The 21,669-nt window shown below is 68.9% G+C and carries 13 protein-coding genes; 7 read left to right on the top strand and 6 right to left on the bottom strand.

Features of this window, described 5'->3' with window-relative positions:
* Positions 1 to 224 precede the first annotated feature (224 nt).
* Positions 225 to 1,178 carry a ferritin-like domain-containing protein gene (locus tag D7Y21_RS05805; protein ID WP_233611995.1) on the bottom strand — a complete coding sequence of 318 codons (954 nt, stop codon included), beginning with the start codon at positions 1,176 to 1,178 and terminating at the stop codon, positions 225 to 227.
* Between the two features lie 529 nt (positions 1,179 to 1,707).
* On the opposite strand from D7Y21_RS05805, the gene D7Y21_RS05800 reads away from it, so the two are divergent.
* Positions 1,708 to 2,058: a hypothetical protein gene (locus D7Y21_RS05800; RefSeq protein ID WP_147469192.1), complete on the top strand. Its 351-nt coding sequence runs from the start codon at positions 1,708 to 1,710 to the stop codon at positions 2,056 to 2,058.
* 271 nt (positions 2,059 to 2,329) lie between these two features.
* Here the strand turns inward: D7Y21_RS05800 and D7Y21_RS05795 are convergent, their stop codons facing one another.
* Positions 2,330 to 3,034 (bottom strand): SMI1/KNR4 family protein, encoded by a 705-nt coding sequence (locus D7Y21_RS05795; protein WP_121711774.1) that lies wholly within the window; start codon positions 3,032 to 3,034, stop codon positions 2,330 to 2,332.
* A 44-nt stretch (positions 3,035 to 3,078) separates the two neighbouring features.
* Positions 3,079 to 7,227 (bottom strand): hypothetical protein, encoded by a 4,149-nt coding sequence (locus D7Y21_RS05790; RefSeq protein ID WP_121711772.1) that lies wholly within the window; start codon positions 7,225 to 7,227, stop codon positions 3,079 to 3,081.
* Between the two features lie 508 nt (positions 7,228 to 7,735).
* Between D7Y21_RS05790 and D7Y21_RS05785 the strand changes: the two genes are divergently transcribed.
* The 6 genes from D7Y21_RS05785 to D7Y21_RS05760 all read left to right on the top strand — a co-directional run bounded on the left by D7Y21_RS05785 (position 7,736) and on the right by D7Y21_RS05760 (position 17,336).
* Entirely contained in the window at positions 7,736 to 10,840 is a 3,105-nt protein-coding gene (locus D7Y21_RS05785; RefSeq protein ID WP_121711771.1) for a tetratricopeptide repeat protein, read from the top strand.
* Complete coding sequence (locus D7Y21_RS05780; RefSeq protein WP_121711769.1) at positions 10,837 to 11,736, top strand: RNA polymerase subunit sigma-70; 900 nt, start codon at positions 10,837 to 10,839, stop codon at positions 11,734 to 11,736. Before D7Y21_RS05785 ends, D7Y21_RS05780 begins: the two co-directional genes overlap by 4 nt.
* Before the next feature lie 120 nt (positions 11,737 to 11,856).
* Positions 11,857 to 12,678: a hypothetical protein gene (locus D7Y21_RS05775; protein ID WP_199724333.1), complete on the top strand. Its 822-nt coding sequence runs from the start codon at positions 11,857 to 11,859 to the stop codon at positions 12,676 to 12,678.
* A gap of 173 nt (positions 12,679 to 12,851) precedes the next feature.
* On the top strand, positions 12,852 to 13,751 hold the full coding sequence (locus D7Y21_RS05770) for a hypothetical protein (protein WP_121711766.1): 900 nt from the start codon (positions 12,852 to 12,854) through the stop codon (positions 13,749 to 13,751).
* Positions 13,748 to 15,055: a kelch repeat-containing protein gene (locus D7Y21_RS05765; RefSeq protein ID WP_199735366.1), complete on the top strand. Its 1,308-nt coding sequence runs from the start codon at positions 13,748 to 13,750 to the stop codon at positions 15,053 to 15,055. Before D7Y21_RS05770 ends, D7Y21_RS05765 begins: the two co-directional genes overlap by 4 nt.
* A gap of 139 nt (positions 15,056 to 15,194) precedes the next feature.
* Positions 15,195 to 17,336: a M28 family peptidase gene (locus D7Y21_RS05760; RefSeq protein WP_121711763.1), complete on the top strand. Its 2,142-nt coding sequence runs from the start codon at positions 15,195 to 15,197 to the stop codon at positions 17,334 to 17,336.
* Between the two features lie 45 nt (positions 17,337 to 17,381).
* On the opposite strand, the gene D7Y21_RS05755 is transcribed toward D7Y21_RS05760, so the two are convergent.
* The 3 genes from D7Y21_RS05755 to D7Y21_RS05745 are packed head-to-tail and all read right to left on the bottom strand — an operon-like array spanning position 17,382 to position 21,455.
* Positions 17,382 to 19,580, bottom strand: coding sequence for a peptidase domain-containing ABC transporter (locus D7Y21_RS05755; protein ID WP_121711761.1), 2,199 nt, complete (start codon positions 19,578 to 19,580; stop codon positions 17,382 to 17,384).
* The gene (locus D7Y21_RS05750) at positions 19,570 to 20,517 is read right to left on the bottom strand and encodes an HlyD family efflux transporter periplasmic adaptor subunit (RefSeq protein WP_120563707.1); all 948 of its coding nucleotides are present in this window, start codon (positions 20,515 to 20,517) and stop codon (positions 19,570 to 19,572) included. Before D7Y21_RS05750 ends, D7Y21_RS05755 begins: the two co-directional genes overlap by 11 nt.
* Positions 20,514 to 21,455, bottom strand: coding sequence for an efflux RND transporter periplasmic adaptor subunit (locus tag D7Y21_RS05745; protein WP_120563708.1), 942 nt, complete (start codon positions 21,453 to 21,455; stop codon positions 20,514 to 20,516). The genes D7Y21_RS05750 and D7Y21_RS05745 overlap by 4 nt, the downstream gene beginning before the upstream one ends.
* Positions 21,456 to 21,669: the final 214 nt, after the last annotated feature.

Raw genomic sequence — 21,669 nt, 5'->3', positions numbered from 1 at the left:
TCTCCGTGACGACGAAGGTCCTCCCAAAGGGCACGGTGTAGAGCAGGTAGATGTCGTTGAATGAGGCGTAGGCGGGACCCGCGAACGATTTAGCGGCATTGCTCCTGCCCGAGGACTCCGCGACCGCACCCGCAGGTCCATGGCGGTCACCGTCAGGAAATAGGTGCCAGGCATGACCGCGACGGGCGCCGGCAACTGGGCCACGACCATGGTCGTGCTGTAGCTCAGGATGATGAGGCTCGCGCCCGCGTTCGCTGGATGCATTCCTCCATCAGCCGTCCCAGCTCCGCCTGGGGCAACACACCGTTGCGTGCGAGGAAGGCCTCATCGACGCCCGGGATGCTGGGGAGCGAGGGCGAGCGTTGTGTCTCCAGCGCTTCCAATGCCTGACGCAGTGCCTGCTTCGCCGTGCCGCCGCCCCGCTCCAGGGCGAAGGCAATGACATCCCAGGCCAGCTCCGCGTGCCGTCCCTCATCCTCGGCGATGACCGCCAGGGTCTCACGAATGACTGGGTCGCTGGCCCGCCTTGACACTTCAGCGGCGACGCTGGCGGCAAGCCCTTCCCCCAGGCACCCATCCAGCAACGACCCGCGCACTAGCCTCGACCAGTCGTCACCTTCGACTGGACCGGGACGCTGGGGACGGTCCTGGCTCAGCTCCGGAATCATTCCCGCGCTCCAGGGCAGCCCCGAGTAGGCGCGGGCGAGCGCGAAACACCGCCGGGCATGACGGACCTCGTCCAGGGCCGCCAGGTGACACGCCTCCAGCAGCTCCGAGGGCGCACCCAGGGCGGTGAGCTTGAGCGACAGCTTCGCGAAGGCGGGAACCGACGCGTGCTCCATGCCCGCGGAGTACAGCCAGGCCTCCCCCAGCACGGTCCGCTGCCAGGGCGTGAGGCCGTCAATGTCTGGAGCGGCGTCGTCCGCCCAGCCGTCGCCCAGGGCTCGACGGGCCACGCGAGCGCGCCCCTTGAGACGCAGCACGCGCCCCTTCGAGAAATTCGTGTCACTGATTGCACTGTAGGACCAGTACACGAGCCCCATCGTCGAGGCGCCCAGGACCGTCATGATGCCTCCACGGGTTCCGGAGCCCTTCGACATGACGACGATTCCCGCCACGAAGAGCACGGGCCCCGAGAGGATGGTGAAACACACGAACAGCACGATGGGATTGACCATGAACAACCCTAAGAGCAACACATGTGCCAGCGCATGCAACCGTCCCCGGTGGGAAGGACGGCCGTCCCGGTGTGCATGATGCCGCGCACCTGTGCATCCCGCTGCACGGGGCTCCCAGCCAGTTGGCACCGTCATGGATGCGGGACTCACGATGATGGCGGAGAACCCGAGCCCGGACGTCTGCTCCACGAGAAGGTGGGACTCGTCCGGCACGAGTATGCCGTCAGGTCACCGAACCTCCTCTCCCCCTGGCTCCTCGAAGACTTCGTCAACCGGAAGCCCATGTGCGCGTGGTGAGCGCGAACGCCTGGCACCATGATGCGCTCACGAGCGATGAGGCCTGGCTTCAATTCCGTATCGAATGGCGCAGCGAACGGCTGCCACTGCCGGAAGGCACGCTGCGCCCACTGAGCCGGGGGCCAGGTGCCATCCGTCGCTAGACGCCCCTTGCCCGTTCACGGATGGGCTGCTCACCGAGAAGCGCCCCTCCGCGCTGTGGCCGCCGGAGACCTCTTCCTACCCGCGGCGCGTGGGCGTCCGCCTGGAGGCACCCGCCCGCATCTCGCGCGTGGTCATCCACAACATGGTGACGTCCGGGCAGGAGGTACTCGTCGAGGGCAGTGAGTACGGAGCGCAGGGGATCGAGCTCGCCCGGTGGAAGCTTGCTGAGTCCTCCACGTCGGGAGTCAACCGGGGATTCCGCATGGAGAGCGACGCGGACAGTCCGTCGGACCCGCATCTTCCGCAGTACAACCACACCTTGCTCGACATCCCTCTGCCTGAAAGTCCCCATGTCCAGTACGTCCGCTTGGTTTGTCTGACGGACTTCCCCTACGAGACGGAGGTGACCTCCCTGGCGGAGCTGTCCCTCTTCGAATGAGGCGGAGTGGAAGGTGCGCCGGCCCACTGGCGCCGCGGAGGGAGTGACGCGATTCCGACGCGTTCAGCCTGCGCAAGACCATGGGCAGCAAACTGGACGACGTCGCGTCTATTCTCCGTCACGAGTCGGCCAACCAGCGCGACCTCATGTGCCTGTGTTTCAATGACGGATGGCCGCTGCATGGGAAGTCTCCCTCCGCTCCCTCCTCCCTCTTCAACAGGAGGGCGACTGCGACCTTTTTCCTGACTACAGCAGTATGACAAAGGTGGGATTATGCCTTCCGCACGCCCAAACCCTGGACGAACGCTGCTCCAATCCTGTCGACCTCTTCCTGTCGTGTTGCGGTGATGCTCAGCGCCATCCCCTGCTTCTCGTATTGAGAGACACTGATAGCTGCCCCAGGCATCTCCCCACCCAGGAAAAAATCGTCGGAAAATTCAAGCACAACAAATCCAAAACTCACCATGAGAGCGCGAGCCTGCGTCAACACGTGTTTGCGACCAATGCTCTCATAAGAACTTGTATAAAATGCACGAGGCTTCTTGCTCATCCGGTAAGAATCGAAAGCGATCCGGCAAAGCAGCTTCTCCAAAGATGTCGCATACGCCCCCAGCGCCTGCTTGTTTGTGGCGAAGATAACCCGGGGCTCCGCCCCGGTTGCGCAGAGCAGACCGATCTCCGGCAGGCTGATGGCGCCTACCCCAATGATGATGGTATCGGGCGGCGGCTCCCAATCGCCGGGCTTCAATTCCTCCTGGTAGTAATCGATGAGATCACTGATGTTGGCAGTGCCATCTACGGTGATGTTGAGGCCACCATCATCCCTCCCCATCATCTCGAGGAAAGAACGGTAGCTCTCTGGGAGAGACCGTCCCACGAGTTTCTCAAAAGCAGCTATCTGCTCCGGCCTAGCACCACGGATCCGACTGGTGAACTGCGGGTCAAGGCTGGACACATATTCAAGGAAATGTCTCATGACATCCACTCTTTCCAAGCACAAGTAACCATCATTCACACTCCCTATGAATGAGGCTCAATTGGATCGGGCTCAATCTCAGCATCTCCAATAATCACCCCCATATTAAGTTCACAACTAGGACAAGGCCTCATGTTTCTATCTTCAGGGTCTTTTGGATTCTCAGGGTATTTATTCCTCTCAGGGTCATGGCCCCGGTACTTCACGCTCTGCCCAGTAACGGGTGACATATTCTGCCTTGCGACAGACCAAGCTTTAACCTCGCCACAGCTAAAGTTTGCAAGCTTGAGGCCACCAGGGTAATCGGCGGCCTCCAGGGGAAGCTCATCTCGAACTACATCTGCGATCGTATATCTACCCGGAAGCTTGCCCTTGAGCTTACCTTTCGCATACTCAAGCGTTCTCTCATCGCCAGAAAACCCCACCGTAACGCTCTTATTCTTGTGAGAAAGAACAAGAAGGGACGTAATGCGGCCCCCTCCGATACCCGCATCCCTCATCACATCAAGCATCACTTTCGCAGCCTCTTCACTCGCACTGGACCTGCCAGGGTACGTTTTCTCAACTCGTTCGGTGGAGGTATTCTCATTGATGCCGGACGTGTCCTCCACTGCCACGAAGCCACGGCCCAAGGACAGGGAGTCTACCTGGGACGCGTGCATGCGAAGCTGGTTCTCCACGCTGGAGATCCGCCGCTCCAGTTCCGCGCGTTGCGCGGCCGTCTGCGGCGTTGCACTTCCGGCCGCCCCCGCGATGTCCCGGTTGAGCTGCGCCTGCGTGGACTCCAGGTCCTGAAGGATGCTGGACAGCTTCTTCACCTCCAGCCGCGACTCGAAGCCCTGACTGCCGTATCCCGGCATCCCCGTGAGGACCTGCTTCACCTTGTCGATGAGCTGGCGCACCTTCCCCACGGCCCCCTCGTAGCGCTGGAGGACACGCGCCGTCTCCATGTGCGCCTGGATGTCCTTGTCCGTGGCATCCGGCCCGGCCTCGATGCGCACCTTCCCGTCGTCGTAGCGCACGTGCGTGGTGCGGCCGGGAAGCTCGGGGTTCCTCACGACCGGCACGGGGCGGCGCCCAGCGGGGGGACTCGTCTCGCCCTGCTCTTCCGTGCGCGGAGGACGGCTCTCTGCACCAGGCACCGGGGCGCCCGGCTTTTCGGACCTCCCTGCACGAGCGGGCCCGCCATCCTGAGGCGGCACGGGCCCGAGCCGTCCCGTCGCGGGATTCACCCGATACACGGTGGGCGGTTCCCGGACCTCCGTCGTGTTCGCAGGGAGCTTCGCGGATGGCTTCTCCCCATCCTTCGAGCCGGGCTGCCCATCTCCTCCCGTCGAGGTGTTCCCAGGCTTCTTCGCGGACGGCCCCGTTCCGCCAGTTGCTTCATTGCCCGTCGAGCGGTTGGGGCCTCCTGTCGAGCCATGGCTCCCCGACGGCCCGTCGCTGCCCCCACGCCGCTTCCCGCCGCCAAGACTGACCGTGGTGCTTCCATTCCCGCCGCCGCCGCCACCATCTTCCGCCGTCACGTCGCGGTGCCGCGCGCTGAGCTCGAAGTCCACCACGCCCAGCTTCGCTCCCACGGCCAGCTCACGGTCCTTGAAGCTGCCCTGGGTGACCTTTGCTTCCTTCTTCAGGTCGTCGAAGGCGTTCTCGAACTTGCCGGCCTTCAACTTGTCCGTCACCGACTGCACTTCCTTGTCGGTCAGCCCGCGCACCTCCGCCGTGAAGTACTGGCCCTGGTTGCCCCTATCCACCGAGCCTTCCACGGTGATGCTCGTCTCCGAGGGCCCCACGAGCGCATCGCTCTTGTCGCCCGTCAGGAACGACAGCACGTCGTTGCCGTCCAGCTTGCTCGCGTCCAGCGGCGTCTTCGTCTCGATGCTCACCGAGCCGCTGACCTCTCCGCCCAGGTTGAGGTCCGCCTTGCCCTTGAGCCCCGTGGCCGCTCCCGCCGCGCCCGAGCCCTCGAACGACACCGACTTCACCAGGTGCGTCGGCTTGCCCTTGTCGAACTCCACCCGCAGGCCCCCCGTCGCCCCCAGGCTGGCCGACAGCTCCGCGGACCCCGTGCCGAGCCCCCCGCCAATGCCCGCCTCCACCTCGCCAGTGACGTTCACCTCCATCGCGGACAGGTGGTCCCTGAGGAACGTGTGGCCCTCGCTTCCCGGGGCCAGCGCCGAGGGCCCCTTGCCCAGGGTGAGGGCCGCCTTCGCTGCTTCCTCGGGCGTGTTGAACATCCACTCCATGCGGCCACCGGCCCCCACCGACGCCGAGCCCAGCAGGCCCACGCCCACGTCCGCGGTCACCTCCGCCGACAGCTGGTACTTGCCGTCCTCCGTCCGCTCGATGGCGGCCTCGCCCGAGATTCCCCCCTTCAGCCCCACCTTCACGTCCAGGTTGCCGCTCAGCGACACCGAGTCCCCGGCGCTGTCGAGCTTCTGGATCTCGTCCGTCAGCGCCTCTTGCAGCGGCGCCGTCACGAAGTCGGAGGCGGCGTCCGCGATGTCGTCAGCCGTGTCCGCCAGGGCCTTCAGCTCGTCGCCGACGAACTCCGTCGCGTCCTCGTACCAGGGGAGCTGACGTTCCTTGTCGAGCTGCCGGGGCTCCTGGCCCGGCACCGGCTTGCCGTCCGCGCCCACGTCGAAGCCGACGTGGTCATACCGCCACCGGTTGTCGCTGGCCTCCTGGAGGCTCTGGACCTGGGTGGGCTGGTGCTTCAGCTGCATCTGTCCGTGGGCGTCCACGGTGCCGGAGGACTGGGTCACCGTCCGCGAGCGGCTGGCGTGCCCCGCGTCGAAGTGGCTGCCGTCCGGATCATACCCGGTCACCGTGGTGCGCTGGTTGACGGCGCCGGGCGTCTTCGGGGTGAGGGCGGGCGCCGTGTCGGTGGAGGGGGAGTCCTTGGGCCCGCGCGTCACCTCCTGCTGGGTGCGCACCACCTGCACGCCGTTGCCATTCTTGTCTGACTTCAGCGCCTGGGTGGCCACCGATTCCGTCTTCCGTGTGGAGACGGCGGGCTCTCCCTGTGCGTTGAAGCGCGTCTCCTCCGTGAGGGTAAGGCTGGACTCTCCGGGCTTGAGCGGGGTGGGAGCGTTGTTCGTCCTGTGGTGGTCCTCCCCTTTGGCTGCATTGCGCAGGGCCGAGTCTTGACCGGCCTCGAAGGCGCTCACGTCATGGGCCTTGAAGCCCGGCGTGTGGATTTCCGTCGTCTTCACCTGCTTCGTCGGCAGGCCCTGTGCGTTGAATTGCGTCTCCGTCTTCACCGTCGCCGGGCCCTGGGGCGTGCCGCGCCGCTGCGCCAGCGCCGCCGGAGGCTTCTCCATGCGCACCTCCTCGGTACGCGACCGAGGCCCTGGCGGCGAGCGCGTGGCGTCGTACTGCGTGGTGGACGTCGTCGTGGTGGCGCCAGTCTCCGGGTGCTGCTCCGTCTGGCTCGTGCGCGACTCAAGGCGCGTCGGCTTGCCCTGTGCGTCCGACGACTTCGTCCACGTCGTCTCGCGCGTGCCGCCTGACTTCGTCGACTCCTTTGACGTCACCGTGGACGTGTAGCTACCGTCAGGCTTGACGGTGACGGTGGTGCCGCGGGTCGTGTCGGACAACACCGTCTCGCCCGTGGTGGCGTTCTTCGTCACCTGGTACTTCGCGCGGGAAGACGGGTCCGTGTACGTCTTCCCATTGGGCGTGTTCGCGGCGGCCTTCGCGACCTTGGCATCCACCGCATCGAGGGACTTCGGAGGCGCATCACCCTTCTCTGGCTTGCGTGTGGCCTTCCGCTGCGGCGGAGGCGTCAAGCCCAACACCTTCTCCAGCTCCGCCTTTCGACTCGTGCCCTCGAAGGCCGAGTCGAGCTCGTTCTTCTTCGGCTTGACCTTGTCGATGTCCTTCTGGCTGTAGGGCGGCGCCTTGCATTCCGCGACGGCCAACGCGTTCGCCTTGCGCATGGCCTCCTCGGCGCGCGTCGCGGTCACGGCTGCCTTCTCCTCGGCCTCCTGAAGCTTCGCGTCCGCGGCCTTCGACTTCCCGGTGGCATCCGCGAGCTTCTTGTCGGCGGTGTCGGAGGTCTCCTTGGACTTCTTCACCTCCGAGGGTGTCTGCCCTGGCTTCCGCGCGTCCTTGCGCGCGTCCTTGGCGACCGTGGCCGCGCCGGCCTTCTCCTGTCGCGCGGTAGTCGCGGCGCGCCGGACCGGCGGCAAGGCTTTCCGGGCATCCGCCGCCGCATTGATCTTGGCGTCGGCGGCAACCTTCGCAGCCTCCGCCTTCTGCTGATCCGCTTGCGCTTTTCGCTGCTGCTCGGCGGTGTCTACCTTTGCTCCCGGACCACTCGCAGCTGCGACAGCGCCCATGGGACACTCCCCTCTTGATGAAGGATTCACAGCCCATCATCGGGATAGACAGACACCACCCGGATGAAAGGAAGACACCGACACGCAGGACTTACGAAACGCCGAGCGCTCTTCCCAGAAGTCAAGAATCCAGTGATGCGCTCATGGGGAATGAGGGAATGGCCCCGCCTGCATCCCAAGATTTCCTCAAGATTTCTTCCGTGCGCGAGTCAACGCACGACTGCCCATGCACTCGTGAAGAGCGCGGGAATGGTCTAAGCTGCATCCCAGGACTTCAAAGGGGGAATGCCCACGCGCTTGAATCAACTCTCCGACGGCTCTGTCTGGCAAACCGGAACGCATCGCGGAGTGAGCACACATGCATTCATGTCCAGAGGAAGTGACGCTGACGGACTTTCTCGCGGGGCTGCTCTCAGAAGAGCACCGGACCTCTGTCCTGGCGCACCTGGAAGGCTGTACGGACTGCCGTTGGGTCCTGGCGGCGGGGAATGGCACCCAGGTCCTGGCCGGCGCTCCGACGGCCTCCACGCAGGCTGCGTCCCAGCCACTGCTGCCGGGCGACAAGCTCTCCCGGTACGTGGTGCGAGAACGCATCGGCCTTGGAGCAATGGGCGTCGTGTACGCGGCGGACGATCCCGAACTGGGACGCCGGGTGGCCCTCAAGATGCTGCGCCCCGAGGGACGCCAACGCGAAGAACTGCGGCAGCGGCTGCTGCGCGAGGCCCAGGCGCTCGCCCGGCTCGCTCATCCCAATGTCGTCACCCTCTACGACGTGGGCACCCATGGAGACGGCGTCTTCCTCGCCATGGAGTTGGTGGAGGGCACCACGCTGGCGGAGTGGATGCAGCAGCCGCGCCCCTGGAAGGAGGTGCTCCGGGTCTTCCGCGAAGCCGGCAAGGGACTCGCCGCCGCGCACGCCGCGGGACTGGTGCACCGTGACTTCAAGCCCGCCAACACCCTCCTGAGCAAGGAGGGCCGCGTCTTCGTGACGGACTTCGGCATCGCCGGGCCGCTCCACCCGGACGAGGCCGCTCCGCTCCAGGAGCCCGGCAAGGACCCGGTCGCCTCCATGCGGCACCTCACGCGGACGGGCCAGCTTCTGGGCACGCCCGCCTACATGGCTCCGGAGCTCATGGGAGGCCAGCACGCGGACGCGCACTCCGACGAGTTCAGCTTCTGCGTGGCCCTCCACGAGGCCCTCTTTGGCGTGCGCCCCTTCCAGGGTGCGACGCTCCAGGAGCTGGCCCAGGCCGCTCGGCAAGGCACCATCAGCCCCCCGAAGCGCGAGGTGAAAGTCCCTGCCCGCGTCCGGCGCGCGGTCCTCCGGGGGCTCAGCGCCAACCCCGAGGAGCGCTTCCCTTCCATGGAGTCCCTCCTGGCGGCCCTCGCTCCACGGCCCATCCGGTGGCTTGCGCGCATGACAGCCACCGCGGCCGTGGCGGGCGTGCTGGGCACCCTCGCGGCCTACGGGATGACGCATCGCGAGGGGAGCCACTGCGAGCAGGAGGTGGAGAAGCTCACGGCGGCATGGAGCCCCGCGCGGCGCGAGCGGATCCGCAAGGCCTTCCTGTCCACGGACGCGTCCTACGCCGCGCCAGCATGGGAGCAGCTCGCGTCGACGCTGGACGCGTACGCCGCCCAGTGGCGGACGCTTCGCACCGAGGCCTGCATGGCCGCGGACAACGACACGGAGGACCTCGCCTGGCAGACGGCCGCGTGCCTCGACGCGCGGCTCTGGCAGTTCGCCGCCGTGACCGAGGTGCTGGAGAAGGCGGACGCGCTGACGGTGCAGAACGCGCACCCGCTGACGACCTCGCTCGAAGGGCTCGCCGGCTGCCGTGACTCGCCCGGCCTCTCCGCCCGGCCGCAGCCGCCCGAAAACCTCCGGGCCCCGGTGGAGGAGGCACGGCACAAGCTGGCGCAGGCCCGCGCCCACCTCGTGTCGCACCGGTTCACCGAGGGGCTCGCGGTGACGACAGCCCTCCTCGAGGAGCTGAAGGGGCTCGACTACAAGCCGCTGCGGGCGGAGGTGCTCCTGGCCCACGGCGTGTTCCTCGGGGGCCTCAACAAACCCAAGGAAGCGGAGGCGTTCTTCTACCAGGCCTTGTGGACGGGCGAGGCCACGCGTGACGACGAGACGGTGGCACGGGCCTGGCTGGAGCTCATCTGGGCGGTGGGCGAGGAGCAGTCGCGCCCCGACGAAGCGGAGAAGCTCATCCTGCACGCCCGGGCCGCCGTCGAGCGGCTGGGGCGGGAGCGCTTCCCCGACATCACGACGGACCTGCACACGCGCCTGTCGTCGCTGCGAGAGTCGCACGGCCAGCTCGCCGAGGCGGAGCAGGAGGCGCTCCAGGGCCTGGAGTTCTCGCGCAGGAGGAACGGCCCGGACAGCCTGCGCACGCCCAACCTCCTCCACCAGCTGGGACGCATCCGCTACGGCCAGGGCCGCTATGAGGAGTCACTGAAGCTCCACCGCGAGGCCCTGGCGCTGCGCGAGCGCCTGCTGGGCCCCGACAACCCGGCCCTCGTGACCTCCTACAACCGCGTCGCCACGGCCTCGCTGGAGGTGGGCCGGCACGAGGAGGCCGTCAATGCCTGGCGCAGGGCCCTGGCCCTCCAGGAGGCGTCCTCCAGCCCGGAGACCACTCCGCTGGGGACGGTGCTGCTGAACCTGGCCGGGGTCTCGCGCCTGGAAGGCCGGCTGGAGGAGGCGCGCTCACAGGTCGAGCGGGCACGCGCCATCTTCGAGCGGGGCCGGGGCCCCAATCACATCACCGTCATCTTCGCGCTCACGGAGCAGGCGGTCCTCGCCCGAGAGGCGGGCCAGGGCGCCGAGGCGCTGGCCTTCGCAACGGAGGCCCTGGAGCGCGTCCAGCGTTCACTGGGCCCGGACTCGCCGCGCGCCGCCCTGCCGCTGACCGTCCGGGGGCAGGTGCACCTGAAGGCGGGCCGCTACCCCGAGGCGCGACGCGACCTGCTGGGCGCGCTGGAGCGGCTGGAGAAGGACTCCGGCCCGGCGACAGGGAAGACGGTGTCCGTGCTGCAGCTGCTGGCCGAGCTGGCCCTGGCGACACGGGCCCCGCAGGAGGCGCTCGCGTACTGCGAGCGGGCGAGGACCCTCACCGAGAAGGCCGATGGCGCGGAGTCCCAGGACGGCGCCAACGCGCTGACCTGCGCCGGCAAGGCGCATCTGGCACTGGGCGCGGCGGCGCGGGCCACACCGCTGCTCGAGCGCGCCCGTCGCATCCAGACCCGCTGGGGCAAGCCCGGTGACGCGGAGGCGGCCGGGAGGACCTCCTTCCTGCTGGCCCGGGCGCTCCTCGAAACGCGCCCCGCTCCGGACCGGACGCGAGCGCTCGAACTGGCCGAAGAGGCCCGGACGCGGCTGGAGTCCGTGGGGGTCCGGGGCCGGCCGGAACTCCAGCGGGTGCTGGCCTGGCAACAGCGGGAGGCGAAGCGATGAGCGAGCAACGGAAGACCGGCTCCCTGGCGGCGCTGCTGCGGGAGCACCTGCCCCGGAGGCAGCGCGCGGAGCTGGACGCAGTGGAGGGGCTGGACGCACAGCTGAATCAATACGTCGAGGCGGCCCGGAGCGGATGGGCAGGGACCCTGACGCCGCTTCCGGAAGAGGCCTTCTCGCGGCACCTGGCCCGCCACCTGCCCGTGGGAAGGACCGCGGAGGTGTTGCGCATCCTCCACGGCGCCGACCTGTACCTCGCGTGCGCCTGCTCCAGAGGGGAGCCCTCCGCCCTCCGGGCCTTCGAGCAGAACATCCTCCGGTACATTCCCGCCCGGCTCGGGAGGGTGTCGCCGAGCATGGTGGACGAAGTGCTTCAGGTGCTGCGCGAGCGGTTGCTGGTGGGCAGCGGCGACACGCCCCCGCGGATCGCGAGCTATGGGGGACGAGGGCCCCTGCTGACCTGGGTGGGCATCGTCGCCGCGCGCATCGCCGGCGAGCTGGTGGGCCGGGACGCGCGCCATGAGCTCGTCGCGGAGCCTCCCGAGGAACTCGCGCGGCTCCTGGCCCCGAGCGACCCCGAGTACGCGCTGCTGCGCGAAGACGCGCGCCAGCTCCTCGTCGAGTCGCTCAAGAAAGCGGTGGCGGTGCTCCCCGAACAGGAGCGGACCCTGCTGCGCCTGCACCACTTTCATGGGTTCACGATGGACCGGCTGACGCTCATGTATGGCAGCTCGCGCTCCGGCATCGCGCGAAGGATCGCGGAGGCCCGCGAGCAGTTGCTCGAGCGTGTTCGCATGGAACTCACGCCCCGGCTGAAGCAGGACCGGCTCGCACTGGAGAGCCTGTTGGGACTGCTCAGCAGCCGGCTGGATCTCAGCCTCCAGGGCCTGCTGGACTGAAGCCCTGCCTGGGGGCCCCAGGGATTTCTTGGGATGCCCTTGGGCCCACTCCCTCTTCCTCATTGATTGCACGGGCGGCCATTCATTGACCCGCCAGCCCCAATCAAGAGGAGCGGCCCCATGGCTGGAGTGAAAGCAGTCGGTGGTTCGAATGCAGCAAAAGTCGATCCCGCCGAGGCACAGCGTCTCGCGGAGGCGGCCCGACAGAAGGCGGAGGCGGCGCGGCTCGCCGCCGAAGCCAAACGCAAGGCGGCGACGGAGGCCCGGGACACCCTGGCGCGGGCCAAGCTCGAAGCGGATGCCGCGCGACGGCAGAAGGCCACCGCGGAGAAGGCAGCCGCCAACGCACGCAAGGCCGCGCAGAAGCCGGGGCAGACGCCCGAGGAGGCGAAGAAGTCGAAGGAAGCCCTCGCCGCCGCGGAGAAGAAGCTCAAGGAGGCCAACGAGGCGTCCAGGACCGCGGCCCAGAACCTCCAGAAGGCCGAGGAGCAGGCGGCCCTGGCCGCCAGGAGCGCGGAGCAGGCCATGCACAAGGCGAACGCGCTGGCCCTCGAGGAATGCAAGCCCGCCCCGTACAGCCAGAAGGACATCGACAAGGTGAAGCCGACGAAGAACGAGCTCGAGTCGGCCTTCGAGGGAACGAATCGCAAGGCGGAGCTGGAGAAGGTGTTGGGCTTGACGCCCCCGCCGCAGCAGGAGGTCATCCAGACGTCCGGGGCGGGCGGGGCTCCTGGAGCTCCGCTCGGCACGGTGGACGCGAAGTACTCGGACACGAAGGACGCCTTCACGGGCCTCTTCGGGCAGACGTCCGCCGGCACCGGGTTCCAGGAGCGGCAGGGAGCCCCGCTGGGCGACGCGGCGCATTCCCCGCCACCCAGTGGCACCGCCGTCCCCTCCACGCCGGATGGCAGCGACACCCCACCGGTGACGCCGAAGCCGTAGACGTGGCCAGGCGGCATGCGCGCCCCCTCGTGGACGAGGCCCCTCGGATGCGACGGGGCCGTCCACGAAGCGGGGGCCGGGCAATCGCAGGACGGAGCAGCACCCGGCGACAGGGCAACCCTTCATCTCCGCGAGCACCGGGAGCATGGACCCGTGCAATGAAAGACAATGCGATGCGTCCTTCCATCCACGGCAAGGCAAGAGCCGTGTCGTCGAGCATCCCGTGGCTGCCCGGCACCTGTGTCTGGGGATTGTCTCTCTGGCTCTGCCTCCTCCCAGGGGCTGCCCGAGGCGACGTCTCCCCAGACGTGCGCCTCTGCGCGGAGTCCATCTACCTGTTGATCGAGGACCTCGAGTACGAGCGTGCCCTGGAGCAGCTGGTCCGCTGCCAGGAGGGGTCTCGCGGGCCCGAGGATGAGGTGGCGCTGTCGCTCTACCAGGGCGTCATCCTGGCGGAGCTGAGCGGGAGGTTGAGCGACGCCGAAGCCGCCTTCAAGGCCGCCCTCGGCTTGAACCCCGATGCGAAGTTGCCGCTGACGGTCTCGCCCAAGGTGAAGCGGCACTTCGAAGCGGTGCGCAAGAGAGTCCTGAAGGAGTGGGCCGCGCGGGGGGCGGCCAGTGAGCCCCTGACGCAGGAGTCCCCCTCGGAAGCGCAGGAGGTCCAGGCGCCGCGAGAGCCGCTCCCCGTCATCACCGCGGGACTCCCGGAGTCTTCATCCTCTCCCGTGCGGGAGGTGCCCGGCGCGCACCCATCCTTGCGAGACCGGGCGATGATTCCCGCCGTGGCGGGAGGGGCCCTCGTCGTCGCGGCGGGCGTCTTCTGGGGTGTGGCGGAGGGGCGGAAGTCGAAGCTGGATGGCGCGGCGAAGGACATCCACTCACTGGCCGATGCCCGGAACGTGGCCCACAGCGCGCGAAGGCTGCAGACGGCCTCCGTGGGGCTGCTGGTGGGAGGCCTGGTGGGGCTGGGCGCCTCCACGGGGATGTACCTGCTGGGGTCGCCGAAGAAGCCGGTGCCCGTGCAGCTCGGGCTGGATGGGACGTCCGTGTTCGTGTCTGGGAGGTGGCCATGAAGCCCCTGCTCCGCTCGACAGCCATTGGAATGCTGCTGCTCAGCGTCCAGGCCACTGCGTGTCTCGACGTCGACGACGTGGTGGACCAGCTCTGCCTCGACAATCCTCGCATCTGCAAGGATGGCGGGTCGGATTCGGATGCGGGGCCTGACGGCAATGACATCCTGGATGCAGGTGGACCGGACGGCGGGGACGGCGGGGACGCGGGGCAGGACGCAGGAGCTGACGGGGGCCTTCCCGACGACGAGCGCGAACCGCCGGGATGGAAATCCGTGGACGCGATGCGGGTGCGGCGCACAGGCCATACCGCCACCGCGCTGAGAGACGGCCGGGTGCTTGTTGTTGGCGGAAGCAGCACGGGCGACCTCTCGGCGGTCAGCCCGACGAACACGACGGAGCTCTACACCGTCTCATCAAACAGCTGGAGTCCCGGGGGGAACCTGGGGACGGCTCGCATGGACCACACCGCCACCCTGTTGCCGGATGGCAAGGTATTGGTGGCCGGTGGCAGGGGCCCCACGGGTGGCGCGCTGGACAGCGCTGAAATCTATGACGTAGGTGCGAATCAATGGACCGTGGTCGGTCCCCTCCCTGGCGGAGCACGTGCCGGCCATGCCGCCGTCTTGCTGCCCTCGGGGAAGGTGCTGGTGGCGGGTGGCGGATTCTCGGGGGACGACGGGCTGAACACCGCCGAACTCTTTGACCCGGTCAGCCAATCCTGGACGAAGGCGAGGGACCTGAACATCAGCCGCAACATGCTGACGCTCACCCTGCTGGACGGTGGCGTGGCGTTGGCCATCGGTGGCTTCAATTACGACAGAGCGGAGACGACCGCCGAGGTCTACGACTCGAACCCACCGGATGGAGGATGGCGGCTCCTTTCGCAGCGGATGAGCCATGGGCGCAACGGGCACGCCTCGACGCTGCTGCCCTCTGGACGGGTCCTGGTCACCGGCTCCATCGAGGGTTCACCTGGAATGGTCCTCCCGTCCGTGGACCTCTTCGAGCCAGGCAGCGCTTCGTGGACGCCCCAGGCAGACATGAGGGAGGCCCGCTTCCTCCACACGGCCACCGCGCTGCCCTCGGGCGAGGTGCTGGTGACAGGCGGGTATTCCACCCCCTACGCGAAGCCGCGTGCCTCCGCGGAGATACTCCGGCGGGATGGCGGCTGGGAGCCCATCGCCCCCATGTCATCGGCGCGCACCGCTCACACCGCGACGTGGCTGGAGTCGGGGAGTGTGCTCATCATCGGAGGCACCGACGGCGGCGTGGCGCTGAACACCGCCGAGCGGTACGTCCCCTGAGCATCGTCCGGGCTTGCGATACGGAATACGCACGGGGCGCCCCCTGTCCGCTGAACGCGACTGTCGAGCGCTCCGCCCTCGCGGAAGATCGCAAGCGGCCAAGGCCTTCCCCGCAGGCACGGTGTAGAACGGGGAAGACATGCCCCTCCGCCCGTTGCCCTTCGCCCTCCTCGCGCTGTCTGTCTCATTTGGAGCCTCCGCCCAGGTCGCCATGTCCCCGCTGGGGCCCATCTCGCCCACCACCGGGCTGGTGCTTCGGGACGATGTGGTGCGCACCCTCATCCAGGAGAGCTCGGGCGACCGCATCCATGACGGCGTGCAGCGGCTGTCCCTCATCGCGAGGGACAGCGTGGACGGCTACACGGAGGCAGCCACCTGGACGAAGGCCGCCGCCGAGGCCGCGGGCCTTCAGGACGTCCGCATGGAGGCGATGAAGGACGGCCCCCAGTGGCGGGCCACGCGCGGCGAGCTGTGGGTGGCGGGTCCCCACCGGCACCGCGTGACGTCCTACGCCGACCTGCCCATGGCCCTGGCGACCGGCAGCGGCAGCTTCGAGGGCACGGACCTGGAGCTGGTCGACGTGGGCACGGGCACCCAGGACGCGGAGTACGCAGGCAAGGACCTGAAGGGCAAGGTGGCGCTCACCCGGGGCCATCCCACGGCCACGCTGCGCACCGCCGTGGTGAAGCTCGGCGCCGTGGGCGTGGTCTCGTCCTACTCGACGCCGCCGTGGAACGCGCCCCACCGCATGGACGGCGACTTCCCGGATCAGGTGGGCTGGGCCACCGTCCCCCGGAGCCTGATGCCGCAGGGCGCGCGGACGCCCTTCCTGTTCATGGTGTCCGACCGGCAGGGGCGTGAGCTGCGCGCCCAGCTGCGGGAGGGGCCGGTGAAGGTGGACGTGAGCGTCGCCACGCAAGCGCCCACGGGACACCTCAGCATCGTCAGCGGCGTCATCCCCGGGACGCTCGCGGGAGAGGAGGTCGTCCTCACCGCCCACCTGGACCACTACAAGCCCGGGGCCGACGACAACGCCTCCGGCTCCGCCACGCTGCTGGAGCTGGTGCGCACGTACACCACGCTCATCCGCCAGGGTGTGCTGCCCCAGCCGGTGCGCACCCTGCGCGTGCTGTGGCTGCCGGAGTTCGAGGGCACCCGCGAGTGGTTCTCCCACCACGGCGCGGATCCGGTGCGGCGGGTGGCGCAGTTCAACTTCGACATGCTCGGCGCCAGCATGACCCGCGCCCACTCGCGCTTCCAGGTCTCCTACACGCCGGACTGGAATGGCAGCTTCGTGAACGCCGTGTCCGAGTCCACGGTGGCCTTCATGAACCGCTTCAACGGGGTGGCCTACCCGCCGAGGAAGGACTTCCGCATCGGGTCGGTCACCGGCTCGCAGGACCCCATGGATGCACACATGGAGCGCTACGGCCGGGGCTCGGATCACCAGCTCTTCAACGACCACGGCATCCCCGGTGTCGCCTACTCCACGTGGCCTGATGACGGCTACCACACCAGCGGCGACCGGCCGGAGAACGTGGACCCCACCCAGCTGCACCGCTCCGCCTTCGCGGGCCTGGTCGGCATCACCGTCGCCGCGTGGGCCGAAGGCACGGGCGCCCTGGAGCTTTCGCGACTGGTGGCGGTGCACGGCGCGAAGCGCGTGGCCGAGGACGAGTTCCGGGCCCGCCGCGAGCTGGCCGCGACGCCCGCCGCGCAGGTGCCCGGCTTCGCCCGGCTGGCCCGCGCCGGGGTGCGCGCGGGCTACCAGCGCGAACGCGACGCCCTGCGCTCCTGCCTGGCCCTGGGCGCGCCCGCCGAGCCGGTGAAGGCGATGGTCCAGGCGCTGGAGACCGCCGAGTCCCAGGCCCTGAAGCGCCTGGAAGCAGACGGGAAGGCGCGCGGCGTGTCCCTGAAGGAGCCCTCACCTGGCGAAGCCGAGCGCAAGGCGCGCGCCTTCGTTCCGCGTCGCGTGAAGGGCCAGGAGCTCGCGTCGTTCGACGAGCTGGAGCGCCATGCGCCGGCCGGGTCCCAGGCCCGCGTGGACGCGGTGAAGGCCGCCATGACCGCCGCGGCCACGGCCCTGCGCGAACAGGGGGAGAGCGAGCTGCGCTTCTACCAACTGGCGGATGCGCTCGCGAGCTACGCCGACGGCAAGCGCTCCGTGGCGGACATCCGAGACGCGGCCCATGCCGAGTATGGCCATGTCTTTCCCGTGGACGCGCTGCTGGAGCTGTTCGGGTTGCTGGAGCAGGGCGGAGTCATGACGCGCGCACGCTGAGGCCCGGAGACCGCTTCGGGCCTTCGAACTCGAGCGCCCGGGACGTCAGAGCTGGGCGGACACCAGCCGGGCGTAGGCGCCGTCCTCTCGCACGAGCGTCTCATGGCGACCCTGCTCGACGATGCGCCCGTTCTCCATCACCAGGATGAGGTCCGCCTTGCGGATGGTGCTCAACCGGTGCGCGATGACGATGCGGGTGCAGTTCAGTGAAGCCAGCGCGTCCTGGACCCGGTGCTCCGTGACGGAGTCCAGGGCGCTCGTCGCCTCATCCAGGAGGAGGATTTTCGGATCACGGACCAGGGCGCGGGCCAGGGCCAGCCGCTGCCGCTGGCCTCCGGACAGGGACATCCCCCGGTCCGCCAGCGGCGTGTCGTACTGGAGCGGCATGGCCATGATCTCATCGTGGATCTGCGCCTGCTTCGCCGCGCCGAGGATGCGCTCCGGGGGCGCCGAGGGGTCGCCGAGCGCGATGTTCGCGCGCAGCGTCGCCCCGAAGAAGGAGGGCTCCTGCAACACGATGCCCACCTGCTCCCGCACCGCGCTCAAGGACAGCTGCTCCAGGTCGACCCCGTCGTAGAGCACCCGTCCTCCCGTGGGCAGGTAGAGCCCCAGCAGCAGGTTCGCGAGCGTGCTCTTCCCCGCGCCGGAGCGCCCCACGATGGCCACCAGCTGCCCGGGCTCGATGCACACGGATACGTCCTGGACGATCATCGGCGCCAGGGGACCGAAGCGGAACGAGACGCGCTCCATTTCAATCCGGCCCCGCAGCTCCGCGCTCGCCTCTGGCCGCGTCGGATCGCGCTCCACCGGGGTGTCCAGCACGTCGTCGATGCGCTCGATGTAGCTGCCCACCAGCTGCAGCTGCCCCATGGTGGACACCAGGTTCGCCAGGGGCGTGAGCAGGGCCACGGCCAGCGCGTTGAGGCTCAGCATCGTCCCCAGGCTCAGCCGCCCCTCCAGGACCTGGAGCGCGCCCATGCAGAGCAGCAGCAGCGGCGCGCTCAACTTCAGCGTGCCGGAGAGCGCGTCCACCCAGGCGGTCAGCCGGCCTCGGGCCAGGGAGACGTTGAGCACGTCCACGAAGAGGCTGGAGTAGTGCTGCACGGCGCGGTGCTCCGCGCCGAAGGCCTTCAGCGTCTGCATCCCCGTCAGCATTTCAATCTGGTAGCTCTGGTTGCGCGCCTCCAGCTCCAGGTTCCGCGCGAGCAGGCTGCGCTGCTGGCGCCGGGACACCTCGAACACCAACACCTGCAACGCGCCCAGGGCGCCCACCAGCAGGGCCGTCCCGGGGCTCGCCACGGTCAGGATGACGAAGTAGAGCACCACCAGCAGGCCATCCAGCAGCGTGGACACGAGGCTGGAGGAGAGCACCTCGCGCACGGTGGCGGTGACGTTGAGGCGCGCCATCAGGTCGCCCGCGGCGCGCACCTGGAAGAAGGGGTACGCCAGCGACACCAGGTGCTCGAGGAAACCGAGCGTCATGTCCGAATCCACCCGCGTGCGCAGCTCCAGCAACAGGTGGCTGCGCACCAGCGAGGTCAGCAGGTGGAAGCACACCAGCGCGCCCAGCCCCACGCCCAGGACCAGCAGCAGGTGGTAGTCGCCGCGAGGAACGACGCGGTCCACCACCAGGCCGGTCAGCAGGGGGATGGAGAGCGTCAGGACCTGCAACATCAACGACAGGACGAACACCCGCGTGAGCGTCTGGGATTGGCGCGCGAACTTCTCCACGTAGCGCGACCTGCGCTTGGGTTTGCCCGGGGCTCGCACGAAGCCTTCGCCGGGCTCGAAGAGCAGCGCCACGCCGGTGAAGAACTGCCGGAACTGCTCCATGGACACGAAGCGGCGGCCCTGCGCCGGGTCGACGATGTGCACGCCGTCGGAGGCCCACCGCTCCAGGACGACATAGTGGGTGAACTTCCAGTGGAGGACCGACGCCTCGGGCAGGAAGGGCACGCCGTCCAGGTCGACGGAGACGCCCCGCCCCCGCAGGCCGAAGGCGCGTCCCGCCGTCAGCAGGTGCGCCGCCGCGAGCCCGTCCTGGGCGGTCCCCATCACGCGCCGCAGCTCGTCCAGTCCCACGCCCCGGCCGTGGAAGCCCAGCACCATCGCCAGGCAGGCGAGTCCGCACTCCGCCGGCGTCATCTGCCGCACTTCCGGGATGCGCTGTCCGCGCGCCGCCGCGTGGAGCCTCCGCAGCGCGGGGAAGCGCTCCACGAGCCCCCGTCCGGGTTCATCCGCCATGGGGGATCAGCTCCTTCAGTCCGGGAACGAGCGTGAGCAGGATGCTCTCCGACTTCACCCGCGCCTCCGCCCGCGCCGGCATGCCGTCGTAGTAGTTGAAGGTCCGTCCCTCGCGAACGAACGTCCGCAGCGGCAGCCGCGCGCGCACGAGCACCAGCGCTCCCTCCAAGGGAATGGCGTCCCCCAGCTCCGAGCCCAGGTAGCGCCGCGCCTCCCCGGGCCCGATGATCTGATCACCCACGGACTCGATGGCGAGGTCGCGGTACTCGTAGGCGAAGCCCTGCAGCTCCAGGCGCAGGTCCATGCCCGGCACGAGCAGCGGACGGTACTGGCCCGGCAGGAAGCCCAGCACCACCACCGTCGCGTCGTCTCCCAGGAGCGACAGCGCGCGCATGCCGGAGGGGATGTACTGGCCGGGCTGCAGCCGCAGGTCCCCGACGACGCCCGCGTGCGGTGCTCGCAGCGTGCGCTCCTCCAGCCGGGCCTGGGCCAGCTCGCGCTCGGCCCTGAGGCCCGTGAGCGCCTGGCGTGCACCTTCGTCCGAGGGGTCGCGCAGGTAGCGGACGAGCTGCAGTTCGAACTCGCGGGAGATGCGCGCCAGGGTCCCCTGCTCCTGTTCGGATGCGAAGTGCACCAGCGGCTGGCCCGCGACGACGCGCTGGCCGGGCTGCACGTCCACCGTCAGCACGACGCCGGAGAACGTGACCGTCAGGTCCGTCTTGCCCTCCACGCGGATGATCGCGGGGCCCGCCGCGTATTCGAAGAGCGTGCCCACGCAGAAGAAGAGCAGCGAACAGGCCAGCGCGCCCACCAGCACCCAGTAGGCCCACCGGGTCCACGCCGGGCTGATCCGCAAGAGGTCTCCTCCGGAGGGCTCGTGGGCCCGCTGCCGGTACTCCAGTGCCTCCTTGCGGTACGGGCTCGGCTTGGACGTCATGGCGTGACCGCCTGGGAAGCGGCTTCCTTCTGGATGAACACCCGCACCACGACACCCGAGGGCACCGGCGCATGGCCCTCCCGGGGCACGCTCGCGATGGCCAGGACCATGCGCGAGGCCGCGTCCACCTCCGGCGCCAGGTTCTCCACCCTCCCCTCCAGGGCCTGCCCCAGGGACGGAACCTCGACGGACAGCCGCGTGCCCACCGAGAGGCTCGCAGCCTGGTCCTCTGGGATGGCGAAGCGCACCTGCTGTGCTCCGGAGCGGATGAGGTGGAAGACGGCGCGGCCGGGGGCCACCATCGCCCCGGTGTCCAGGTAGCGGTTCGCGACCTGCCCGTCGAAGGGCGCCAGCATGGAGGCATCGGAGATCTTCTGGGCAATCTGCGCCACGCGCGCCTTGCGCTCGGCCACCATCGCCTCCGCCGCGCGCAGGCGGGCCACGGAGGTCTGCTCCTGGAAGCGCGCGGTGGCCAGCTCCTCCTCGGAGAGGGCCCCCAGGGCGCGCTGCTTCGGGTCGGAGCGGCGCTGGAGCCGCTCCTGCATCTCCGTGAGCGCGATGGAGGCGATGTGCTGTTCCGCCTCCCCTGCCTGGAGCGACGCCTGCGCCACCGCCAGCTCGCGTTGCAGGGCCCGCGTGTCCAGCTGGGCGAGGACCGCGCCCTGGCGCACGGTGTCTCCGACCTGCGCGTTCATGCGCTCGAGGGTGCCCTCCATCCGGGCGGCCACGTCCACGCTGCCGCTGGCGACGATGACGCCCAGGAAGCCCTCACGGCGAGGCGCAGCCTCCATCACGCGGGGCACGGGTTCCTGGGCAGCAGCCGCTCCAGGCCGGGCCACGGCCGCGGATCCACGGCCGCCGTGCCAACGGATGAGCAGGAGCGCGCCCAGGAAGACCAGGGCCCCCAGGCCGAGCGCCAATGTCGTGCGTCGTGACATCACACGGAAGTCATGCGGGGGGCGGCTCGCACGGGCTCCAAGGGGCAGGATCGAAGGAAGGTGAGGCGAGTCGCAACCAGTGCCTCATTGTACTTCGGCGGGGCGCGACGCCACTTTCCATCTCCAGGTGACGGAAGGCCAGGAGCCGGGCCAGCGCTCCCCCCCCAACAGCGCTCCCATTTCTCCTATGTTTCATTGCGCGCCGCCTGCCCCC

Origin of the sequence: Corallococcus sp. AB045, assembly GCF_003668895.1 — a bacterium.
Lineage (GTDB): Bacteria > Myxococcota > Myxococcia > Myxococcales > Myxococcaceae > Corallococcus > Corallococcus coralloides.
This window is presented reverse-complemented; position numbering and strand designations above follow the sequence as displayed.

Excerpts from the sequence above, each read along its gene's own strand:
- D7Y21_RS05785 (WP_121711771.1), top strand. The coding sequence starts at position 7,736 with ATGCATTCATGTCCAGAGGAAGTGACGCTGACGGACTTTCTCGCGGGG.
- D7Y21_RS05750 (WP_120563707.1), bottom strand. The coding sequence starts at position 20,517 with ATGACGTCCAAGCCGAGCCCGTACCGCAAGGAGGCACTGGAGTACCGG.
- D7Y21_RS05775 (WP_199724333.1), top strand. The coding sequence starts at position 11,857 with ATGGCTGGAGTGAAAGCAGTCGGTGGTTCGAATGCAGCAAAAGTCGAT.
- D7Y21_RS05765 (WP_199735366.1), top strand. The coding sequence starts at position 13,748 with ATGAAGCCCCTGCTCCGCTCGACAGCCATTGGAATGCTGCTGCTCAGC.
- D7Y21_RS05745 (WP_120563708.1), bottom strand. The coding sequence starts at position 21,455 with ATGTCACGACGCACGACATTGGCGCTCGGCCTGGGGGCCCTGGTCTTC.
- D7Y21_RS05780 (WP_121711769.1), top strand. The coding sequence starts at position 10,837 with ATGAGCGAGCAACGGAAGACCGGCTCCCTGGCGGCGCTGCTGCGGGAG.
- D7Y21_RS05795 (WP_121711774.1), bottom strand. The coding sequence starts at position 3,034 with ATGAGACATTTCCTTGAATATGTGTCCAGCCTTGACCCGCAGTTCACC.
- D7Y21_RS05755 (WP_121711761.1), bottom strand. The coding sequence starts at position 19,580 with ATGGCGGATGAACCCGGACGGGGGCTCGTGGAGCGCTTCCCCGCGCTG.
- D7Y21_RS05770 (WP_121711766.1), top strand. The coding sequence starts at position 12,852 with ATGCGTCCTTCCATCCACGGCAAGGCAAGAGCCGTGTCGTCGAGCATC.
- D7Y21_RS05760 (WP_121711763.1), top strand. The coding sequence starts at position 15,195 with ATGCCCCTCCGCCCGTTGCCCTTCGCCCTCCTCGCGCTGTCTGTCTCA.
- D7Y21_RS05805 (WP_233611995.1), bottom strand. The coding sequence starts at position 1,178 with ATGGTCAATCCCATCGTGCTGTTCGTGTGTTTCACCATCCTCTCGGGG.